The organism is Silanimonas sp. (genome assembly GCF_027531545.1).
GTDB lineage: Bacteria > Pseudomonadota > Gammaproteobacteria > Xanthomonadales > Xanthomonadaceae > Silanimonas.
The window spans coordinates 25,851-34,379 of record NZ_JAPZSC010000039.1 but is presented as its reverse complement, the minus strand read 5'-3'; the positions used below and the strand labels follow the sequence as shown (position 1 = coordinate 34,379).

Here is an 8,529-nt window from a genome sequence, read left to right as displayed (position 1 = left end):
TGCTGGTGGAGCGCGCCGCCGGGCTTGGCGCGGCCAAGCCTGGCCGGTGAGGCCCGCGGCCGCATCCCGGAGGCCAGGGTGTCGGCGATGAGACGGTCAGCTGACCTTCAGCGGCGACTGGTGACGGACGGCCAACGACCCTGAACAGACATCGGCTGTTCCAATCTCGCCGTCCCGGAGCGGCCACTCGAAGCCCCCAGCCTCAACCTTCAACAAGCGCGTGCCAGTACAGCGGCGAGGTCTGGCCGAATGGCATCCCCGATGCGGCCATCCGTGACATCCTGGGCTGGCAGCTCATCGGCAGCTCATCGGCAGCGCCATCGGCTCGCTGGCCGGTGCGGTGCTGATCCCGTTCTACCTGTTCGCCGATGTTTCTACGTCCACGCTGCGCGCCCTTGGCCGAGCACTTCGGCCTGGCACTGGTGATATGCCTGGCCTCGGTGAGCTTCCTGTTGGCGACCGTCATGTGGCCGAGCCTGCCGGAGACGGTCAGACGGCATCGCGCGACCTGAGCCAGGCCCTATGGGACGGCCGTGGCGGCTGCTACCCGACCACCAGTGGCAGGTTCGCCAGCATGTCGCGCACCAGCGCACGCAGGTCGAACTCGGGCCGCCATCCCCAGTCGGCCCGCGCAGCGCTGTCGTCCACCGAACAGGGCCAGGAGTCCGCAATGGCCTGGCGGAAGTCGGGCGCGTAGCCGATCTCGAAGTCGGGCAGTTCCTCCGCAATGGCAGATGCGATCTCCGCCGGCGTGAAACTCACGCCGCGGAGGTTGTAGGCGTGGCGCTCGCGGATCTGCCCAGCCGGCGCCGCCATCAGCTCGAGCGTGGCGCGGATCGCATCGGGCATGTACATCATCGGCAGGCGGGAGCCCTCGGCCAGGAAGCTCGTGTAGCGACCCGATTTCAGCGCCTCGTGAAAGATCTCGACGGCGTAGTCGGTCGTGCCGCCGCCGGGCAGGGTCTTCCAGCTGATGAGGCCCGGGTAGCGCAGGCTGCGCACATCGACCCCGTGCACGCGGTGGTACCAGGCGCACCAGCCTTCGCCGGCCAGCTTCGAGATCCCGTAGACGGTGGCAGGCTCCATCACCGTCTTCTGCGGCGTCTGGTGACGGGGTGTCGTCGGGCCGAAGGCGGCGATGGAACTGGGCCAGAAAACCTTGTCGAGCTTGTGCGTGCGGGCCAGTTCCAGCACGTTCAGCAGCCCCTTCATGTTCAGGCTCCAGGCCCACATCGGATGCTGCTCTCCCCTGGCGCTGAGAGCAGCTGCGAGGTGGTAGATCTGCGTGATGCCGTGCCGCTCAACCGTCTCCGTCAGCGCGCCGGCGTCGGTCACGTCCAGCATCTCGTGACGCGCCGCGGGCACGCGGCCCTCGGGCGCCACGTCGCTGGTGACCACCGCCGCCGCACCATACTGGCGGACCAGCGCCTCGGCCAGTTCGGTGCCGATCTGCCCGTTTGCACCGACGACCAGGACCCTGGGCGTGCCGCTCATCGAATCAGCCCCAGTTCCAGCCCCGCCTGTCGGAAGGCGGCCACGGCATGTTCCAGATCGGCCTGCTCGTGAACCGCGCTCAGTTGCACGCGGATGCGCGCCTGGCCCTGGGGCACCACCGGGAAGAAGAAGCCCACGACGTAGACACCAAGTTCCAGCAGGCGTGCGGCCAACTGCTGCGCCTTGGCCGCGTCGTAGACCATGATGGGCACGATCGGATGCTCGCCCGGCTTGATCTCGAAGCCGGCCTGGGCGATGGCCGTGCGGAAGTAGCTCGTGTTGGCCTGGAGCCGGTCGCGCAGCGCCGTGGAGCCCTCCAGCAGGTCCAGCACGGCGATAGAGGCACCCACGATGTTCGGCGCGACCGTGTTCGAGAAGAGGTAGGGACGTGAACGCTGGCGCAGCAGGTCGATCACTTCCCTGCGCGCCGCGGTGAAGCCCCCGGAAGCACCGCCCAACGCCTTGCCCAGCGTGCCGGTGATGATGTCGATCTGGCCGAACACGCCACGGTGTTCGTGCGTACCGCGGCCGCGCGCGCCCATGAAACCGGTGGCGTGACACTCGTCCACGCCCAGAAGCGCGTCGTGGCGGTCGCACACGGCGCGGATCTGGTCGAGCCGGGCGATGGTGCCGTCCATCGAGAACACGCCGTCGGTGAACACCAGCTTGAAGCGGGCACCCTTCGCCGCGGCCTCTGCCAGGCAGCGCTCCAGATCGGCCAGATCGTTGTGCTTGTAGCGCCAGCGTTGCGCCTTGCACAGTCGGATGCCGTCGATGATCGAGGCATGGTTCAGCTCGTCGCTGATGACCGCGTCGGCCTCGCCCAGCAGCGGCTCGAACAGGCCGCCGTTGGCGTCGAAGGCTGCGGCGTAGAGGATCGCGTCCTCGGCGCCCAGAAAGCTTGCCAGGCGCGCTTCCAGCGTCTTGTGAATGTCCTGCGTGCCGCAGATGAACCGCACCGAGCTGAGCCCATAGCCGTGGGTGCGCAGCGCCTCGTGCGCGGCTTCGATCACCGCCGGGTGGCTGGACAGGCCAAGGTAGTTGTTGGCACACAGGTTGAGGACCTCGCGGCCGTCTGCGGTGCGGACATGCGCACCCTGTGGTGTTCTGAGAATGCGCTCGGTCTTGTACAGGCCGGCATCGCGGATGGATTGGAGCTCGGTGCGCAGCGTGGCAAGGAAGTCGGAAGCGGTGGCCATGGTCGGGTCCTGGGCGGTGTTGAACTGAGCTAGCATGCGTTTCCACTGAAACGACAGATGTTCGATATATCGAACCTCCGTGCAGTATCATCAAGCCACTTCGATCCGTCAAGGCTTCTCGCCCCATGAGCCGTTCTCCTCCCGAGCCGCCCCGCGTGGGCGAAACCCTGGCCGCGCTGCGTCAAACACGCGCGCTGTCGCTGGACCAGCTCTCGCGGCAGGCAGGCGTGTCCAAGTCCATGCTCTCGCAGATCGAGCGCAACCAGGCCAACCCCACGGTGGCGGTGGTCTGGCGCCTGGCCAACGCCCTGGGCGTGCCGATGGCCGAGCTGCTGGGCGCGGATAAGCCAGTGCCGCCGGCGATCGCCACCGTGGCCTCGCATGCCACGCCCTCGATGCGCAGTCCGGACGGACGCTGCGAGCTGCGCATCCTGAGTCCGATCGAACTCGCCGGGCAGTACGAGTGGTACGAACTGTCAGTGCAGCCGGGCGGTGCCCTGGCGTCGGAGGCGCACGAGCCTGGTACGCGCGAGCACCTCAGCGTGCTGAGCGGCAGCCTCGAAGTGCAGTCGGCCGAAGCCGTGACGCGCCTGAAGGTGGGCGAAACCGCGCGCTACGGCGCCGACCAGTCCCACGCCATACGCAACCCCGGCAAGGGCGTGGCGCATGCCCTGCTGGTGGTGGTGCATCCGGCGTAGCGCTGCTTCCCCAGGACACTCAACCTCACAGCGCCGAAGGCGGCACCTGCAGCCGGGCTGCAGGGCGTCATCACCACCTTCATCCACCAGATGGCGCAACCCTCGTTCCAGGTGCGTCATCCGCGGCAGGGCCGCGGTCTCGTGGCGCTACTTGCCCAGTCAGGCGCCTTGCTCGATCGACGAAGCCTTCATCGACTTCAGTGGGATCACAGGTAATCTGACAGCCAGTTCCAGGCATCTGCATGCCGCGGTGCTGCAGGATTTGGGCCCGCCCCGGCGGTGGGCTTCGCACCGACTAAGACCCTGGCCAAGGCGGCAGGCAGGTGTGCCGACGGTCGGCTTGCAGCCGATGCGTCGCACCGCGGTGACGCTGCGCGCACCACCGGGGCTGGACATCCGCGCATGGCCCCTGGTCATCGATGTCGACGAGCAGTTCTACTTCAAGCCCGATGCCGGGCAGTTGCTGCTGTCGCCGGCCAACGAGGACCCGATGGACCCTTGCGACGTCGCACCCGACGAGATGGACATTGCCATCGCGGTGGACCGATTCGAGACTGCGACGAGCATGCGCGTGCGCAAGCTCAACCACCGCTGGGCCGGCCTGCGCAGCTTTGTGCCCGACCGCTCGCCGGTGGTCGGCTACGCCGCCGCCGCCGACGGCTTCTTCTGGCTGGCAGGACAAGGTGGCTACGGCATCCAGATGGCGCCCGCGCTGGCACGTACCGCGGCGGCCATGCTGCTGGGCCTGCCGCTGCCGGAGGACGTGGCCGGGCAAGGCGTGCATGCGCAAAACCTTGCGCCGACGCGATCCGCCTTGACGAGGGGGCTGGCCGGCTGAGGCAGCTGCGTTGAAGTTCGGAGTCGACGCCTTGCAGCCAAGCGGCGCCTTGCTTCCCTGCTGTTCCTGAATCGGGCGTCGAAGCTGTAGATCGCTTGCCACTGTCTCACCGGTCCGTGATGGTGCTTGACCGAAGGAACACCTGGCCGCGCGCCCCCGTGCCGCCGTAAGCTGGACCGGTTGGGCCTATCGTGAGATGGGAAAGGCGGCGCACCACGAACCTGCCTTTCGCAAACGTCTCTTGATGGCCGGCACTGTGAGGTCGTCCGAAGCCGAAGCTGACGTTCGTGATCAGCCGCCGAGGTCACGCGCCAGGAAGGCGACGGTCAAGGTCGCACTTCGACCCGTTCCGGTCATCCGCCCCGCCTGATTGGTCGCCCTAAAGCAGTCGCTCGCGTCGACGAGCATCGGAAGGCAAGTCTCGACCGAAGGTGTGTGAAAACTCGGGTTTCGAGTGATAGCGCGCAGAGTCGACCTTCCAGTGCGGCCCAGGATCGACGACCGTCATCGCGGGAGGGGTGCGATGACCCTGGATATTGCGCATCGGCCGAGTTTTCACACAGGGATCTGTGGAAGTGCCCTGGTGCCGAGGGATAAGCCGCAAACGGCGGTCGAAAAGGACGACTGTCGGCGGCGCTGTCAACGCGCAACGGACCGCAGCCGCCTCCGAAGAAAGATTCAAGCGCACCAAGCGCCGTGCTCTGTCGCGTTCGGGGTGCCATGGGGAAGGAAAGAGGGCGTTTGAAAACACTATCCTCCGCCTGATCAATGCCTTTCCACCCCACCTTGCCGGATAGCTATGCCGTGCGGCAGCTGCCGCCAGCGCCCATGAGCAGTCAGACACTGGGCAGGTCCGCGCGTTGAAGTCGCCCCGGCCCTCAGGCTCTGCCGCACCAGCCCGCTGGCCCGCGCTGGCCCCACTGCGCACGCGCGCCTTCCGCACTCAGTGGCCGGCCGACCTGTGCACCGCCTGGGCGCTTGAGATGGAGACGCTGATCCTGGGCTGGTACGTGCTCGTGGAGTCGGGCTCGGTGCTTCAGCTGACGATCTTCGGCGCGCTGATGTACGTCGGCACGCTGCTGTCGCCCGTGCTGGGCACGCTTGGCGACCGGCTGGGTCTGCGTCGTGTGCTGGCGGGCATGCGCATGAGCTACGCCCTGCTGGCCTGCGTGATCCTGCTGCTGGCCGCCACGGACCAGCTGAGCCCGACCGGCGTGTTGGTCGTGGCCTTCCTCGTGGGCTTGATCAAGCCCTCGGACATTGGGCTACGCACGGCCCTGGTCAGTGCCGCCGTGCCGCCTTCACAACTGGTCGCTGCGATGGGCATATCGCGTACCACGGGGGATTCGGCGCGCATCGGCGGCGCATTGGCCGGGGCCGGCTTCATGGTCAGTCTTGGCATGCTCAGCGCGTATGGCGTCATCGTCACCCTGTACCTCGTCGGTGTGGTGCTGACTTTGCGATCGGGTCCGGCCGGCGTGAAGACGGCCGCTGCCGCGCCGGCCCGCACGTCGTCACCTTGGCGCGAACTGGTCGAAGGCTTGCAGCATGTCTGGCACACGCCTGCGCTGCGTGCCGCGATGGCGGTGGCTGCGCTGGTCAACCTGTGCGCCTTTCCGCTCAGCGGCGGCTTGATGCCCTACATCGCACGCGACGTCTTCGGCCTGGACCAGAAGGGCTTGGGCTGGCTGGTGGCCAGCTATGCCAGCGGCGCGCTGCTGGGCTCGCTGGTGATGAGCAGCCGCGGCGCCGCACTGCGCCCGGCACGCACGATGCTGGCCTCGTGCGCCGCGTGGTACCTGTGCCTGCTGGGCCTGGCGCTGCCCATCACGGCGTCCAGCGCGATGGCGCTCTATCTTGCCGCAGGCTTCTGCCAGAGCCTGAGCATGCTGGCCCTGGCCGTCTTGCTGATGCGCGGCAGCGACGAGCGCTTCCGCGGCCGGGTGATGGGTGTGCGCATGCTGGCCATCTACACCCTGCCCCTGGGCTTGCTGTCGGCGGGCGCGCTGATCCCGGTGCTGGGCTTCCGCGGCCTGGTGATGGGCTACGTCGGGCTGGGCCTGGCGATGGTGGTGGCGATTGCCCTGACTTGGCGATCGGTGCTGCTGCCGCGCAACGCGCCCGCCAACGCGACCGGGTGACGGGGCGGGGCACGGCGGTGGAATGAGCCGCAGCCAGACCCGCCCATGCGCAACCTGCTCTGCCGGCCGGTCAAGAGTGTATGCGCCGATCCAATTCTGAGCCGATGAAGAATTTGGCGACAGCGACGGCTGTCGTTCGCAGGTGACCAGCATCGACTGGGAGAAGATCCCGGCTGAACGACTGCATCTGAAAGCCGCGAACTCACGCTGTCGACTGCTGTCGTTCAGCTCCTACGGTTCGAGGACTGAAAGCGGGCTCTCGAAGTGCTGGTCAGTTCCTACAAGTGCTGGTTCGCCCGCGCAAGTCACTGCGCTGCGAACCACAAGAAGGTCAGCACGTCGAAGTAGCGCCGTGTTTCCAGTACCAGTTCTGTATCCGACACCTGCTGCACCTGCGGATAGAACGACTTGGCGTAGGCGTCGCTGGCCTTGTTGAAGCACAGTTTGAAGTTGAACGCCTCGGGCAGCGCCGGTGGTGCCACCACGGGGCCTCGGGCCGAGAGTTGCACTGCCGCTTGCACGCCGGCCTGGATGCGCTGCACGGCCTCGGCGGGCAGGATGGATTGCACCGAAGCGCCGAAGCCCTGCAGCGTGGCCACTGTCTGCAGCCCATCGATCAGGCCCGAGGCCTCGTCGCACAGCTGCTGATCGCCCGACAGGAACACCAGCGGCACGCCCACGCTGGCAGCGGCGTAGGCGTAGATCAGGCACTCCGAGGCCGTGCGCCCGTTGAGCTCCACGCGCGCGAAGGCGCGGCTGGAGACTGTGTGTGCCAGCGGGTTGCCCCCACAGCCGCCCGCCGCGTGGAAGCCGATGAAGGCCACGGCGTCGAAGCTCTCGTCCAGGCCCTGCACCATGGCAAAGGGATGGCCGCTCCAGCCGCGGATGAGCTTCAGTGCCTTGCCGGCCGGTACGGCGAGCTGGTGCGGATCGATGTTGCGGGCCGTCCAGTGGGCGTCCTTGATCACGATGGACTCGACTCCGGCCGCCCAGGCGCCGGCGCAGGCCGCAGCCACCTCGGCCGTCATCTGCCGCTGGAACGGCGCGTACTCGGCCGGGTGGGCTTTGTCCACTTCGACGGGCGCGCTGATGCAGGCCACTCCCTCGATGTCGGCGCTGATGAACAGCTTCTTCATGCGGACTCCGTCTGGTGGTGAGTGCCCATCAGGCCGGATCGACCTGGGCGATCAGCTCGATCTCCACGCAGGCTCCCAGCGGAATCTGCGCCACCCCGAAGGCGCTGCGGGCGTGGCTGCCGATGTCGGCGCCGAAGACCTCCACCAGAAGGCTGGAGCAGCCGTTGGTGACCAGGTGATGTTCCGTGAAGCTCGCCGTGCTGTTGACCAGGCTCAGCAGCTTGACGATGCGGCGCACCCGCCCCAGGTCGCCCCCCAGCGCGGCGGCCAACGTGCCCATCAGGTCGATGGCGACCGCTCGCGCCGCCTGCTGGCCCTGCGCGGTGTCCAGCGTGGCACCTAGCTGGCCCACCCAGACCTGGCCATTGCGCTTGGCCAGGTGGCCCGACAGGAAAAGCAGATCGCCGCTCCGCACCCAGGGCACATAGGCAGCAGCCGGCGCGCTCACCGCGGGCAGCACGATGCCCAGTTGCTGCAGCTGAAGGTGGGGTTGTGTCATGAACGATGCTCCGGCCTGGTGTAGTTTGGAAGAGGCACTCCGCCCGCCGATCTGGCGGTCGGCTTGCAGGTCAGACGAGCCACTCTTGCAGCAGTCCGTGCAGATCAAGAGGCAGGCGGCAGGCCCCATCGGGGCCCGATGACCGTGCGTCGTAGCGGATGGCGCCACGTGCCAGCGGCTTGCCACCGCGCGCGGCCTGCAGCCCGAAGCCCAGCGTGAAGCCGCGCTCGTCCAGCTCGTGCAGCCGCACTTCGACCTCCAACTCGTCGTCGTAGCCCGGTGAGGCCTGGATCGCCACTTCGTAACCGGCCTCGCGCAGGGCTCCGGAGCGGGACGTCAACGTGCGCAGATCCATGCCGCGTTCGCTAAGCGCCTGTGCCGCGGCCTCGCTGAAGTAGTTGATGTAGCCGGCGAGGCCCAGTTCGCCGTGGGCCGTGCACTCGGCGTAGCGCACCCGGAAGTGGAACCCCGGTCTCTTCGGGTGGGGACTCAAGAGCGGCCTCCTGTGGAGCAGGTCATCGGAA

Annotated in this window: 9 protein-coding genes; 3 read left to right on the top strand and 6 right to left on the bottom strand. The window is 67.6% G+C overall.

The genetic code is table 11. The annotated features are described in order from the left end of the window. Positions 1-202: 202 nt before the first annotated feature. From O9280_RS15320 to kbl, 3 genes are all read right to left on the bottom strand, one after another. A complete protein-coding gene (locus O9280_RS15320; RefSeq protein WP_298344696.1) occupies positions 203-466 on the bottom strand; it encodes a hypothetical protein in 264 nt (87 codons plus the stop codon). Between the two features lie 77 nt (positions 467-543). Further along, positions 544-1,494, bottom strand: coding sequence for an NAD-dependent epimerase/dehydratase family protein (locus O9280_RS15315; protein ID WP_298344693.1), 951 nt, complete (start codon positions 1,492-1,494; stop codon positions 544-546). Beyond that, positions 1,491-2,693: a glycine C-acetyltransferase gene (gene kbl, locus O9280_RS15310; protein ID WP_298344690.1), complete on the bottom strand. Its 1,203-nt coding sequence runs from the start codon at positions 2,691-2,693 to the stop codon at positions 1,491-1,493. The genes O9280_RS15315 and kbl overlap by 4 nt, the downstream gene beginning before the upstream one ends. A 125-nt stretch (positions 2,694-2,818) precedes the next feature. Between kbl and O9280_RS15305 the strand changes: the two genes are divergently transcribed. From O9280_RS15305 to O9280_RS15295, 3 genes are all read left to right on the top strand, one after another. Next, entirely contained in the window at positions 2,819-3,391 is a 573-nt protein-coding gene (locus O9280_RS15305; protein WP_298344687.1) for an XRE family transcriptional regulator, read from the top strand. Beyond that, positions 3,360-4,229 (top strand): FAD-binding oxidoreductase, encoded by an 870-nt coding sequence (locus O9280_RS17515; protein ID WP_343228768.1) that lies wholly within the window; start codon positions 3,360-3,362, stop codon positions 4,227-4,229. Before O9280_RS15305 ends, O9280_RS17515 begins: the two co-directional genes overlap by 32 nt. 860 nt (positions 4,230-5,089) lie before the next feature. Then, positions 5,090-6,370, top strand: a complete 1,281-nt coding sequence (locus O9280_RS15295) for an MFS transporter (protein ID WP_298344682.1) — start codon at positions 5,090-5,092, stop codon at positions 6,368-6,370. Positions 6,371-6,675: 305 nt separating this feature from the next. Here O9280_RS15295 and O9280_RS15290 read toward each other — a convergent pair whose 3' ends face one another. The 3 genes from O9280_RS15290 to O9280_RS15280 form a co-directional block, all read right to left on the bottom strand. Beyond that, complete coding sequence (locus tag O9280_RS15290) at positions 6,676-7,506, bottom strand: M55 family metallopeptidase (RefSeq protein ID WP_298344680.1); 831 nt, start codon at positions 7,504-7,506, stop codon at positions 6,676-6,678. Positions 7,507-7,534: 28 nt separating this feature from the next. Continuing rightward, positions 7,535-8,005 carry a RidA family protein gene (locus O9280_RS15285; protein ID WP_298344678.1) on the bottom strand — a complete coding sequence of 157 codons (471 nt, stop codon included), beginning with the start codon at positions 8,003-8,005 and terminating at the stop codon, positions 7,535-7,537. A 70-nt stretch (positions 8,006-8,075) separates the two neighbouring features. Beyond that, on the bottom strand, positions 8,076-8,498 hold the full coding sequence (locus tag O9280_RS15280; RefSeq protein ID WP_298344676.1) for an acyl-CoA thioesterase: 423 nt from the start codon (positions 8,496-8,498) through the stop codon (positions 8,076-8,078). Positions 8,499-8,529: the final 31 nt, after the last annotated feature.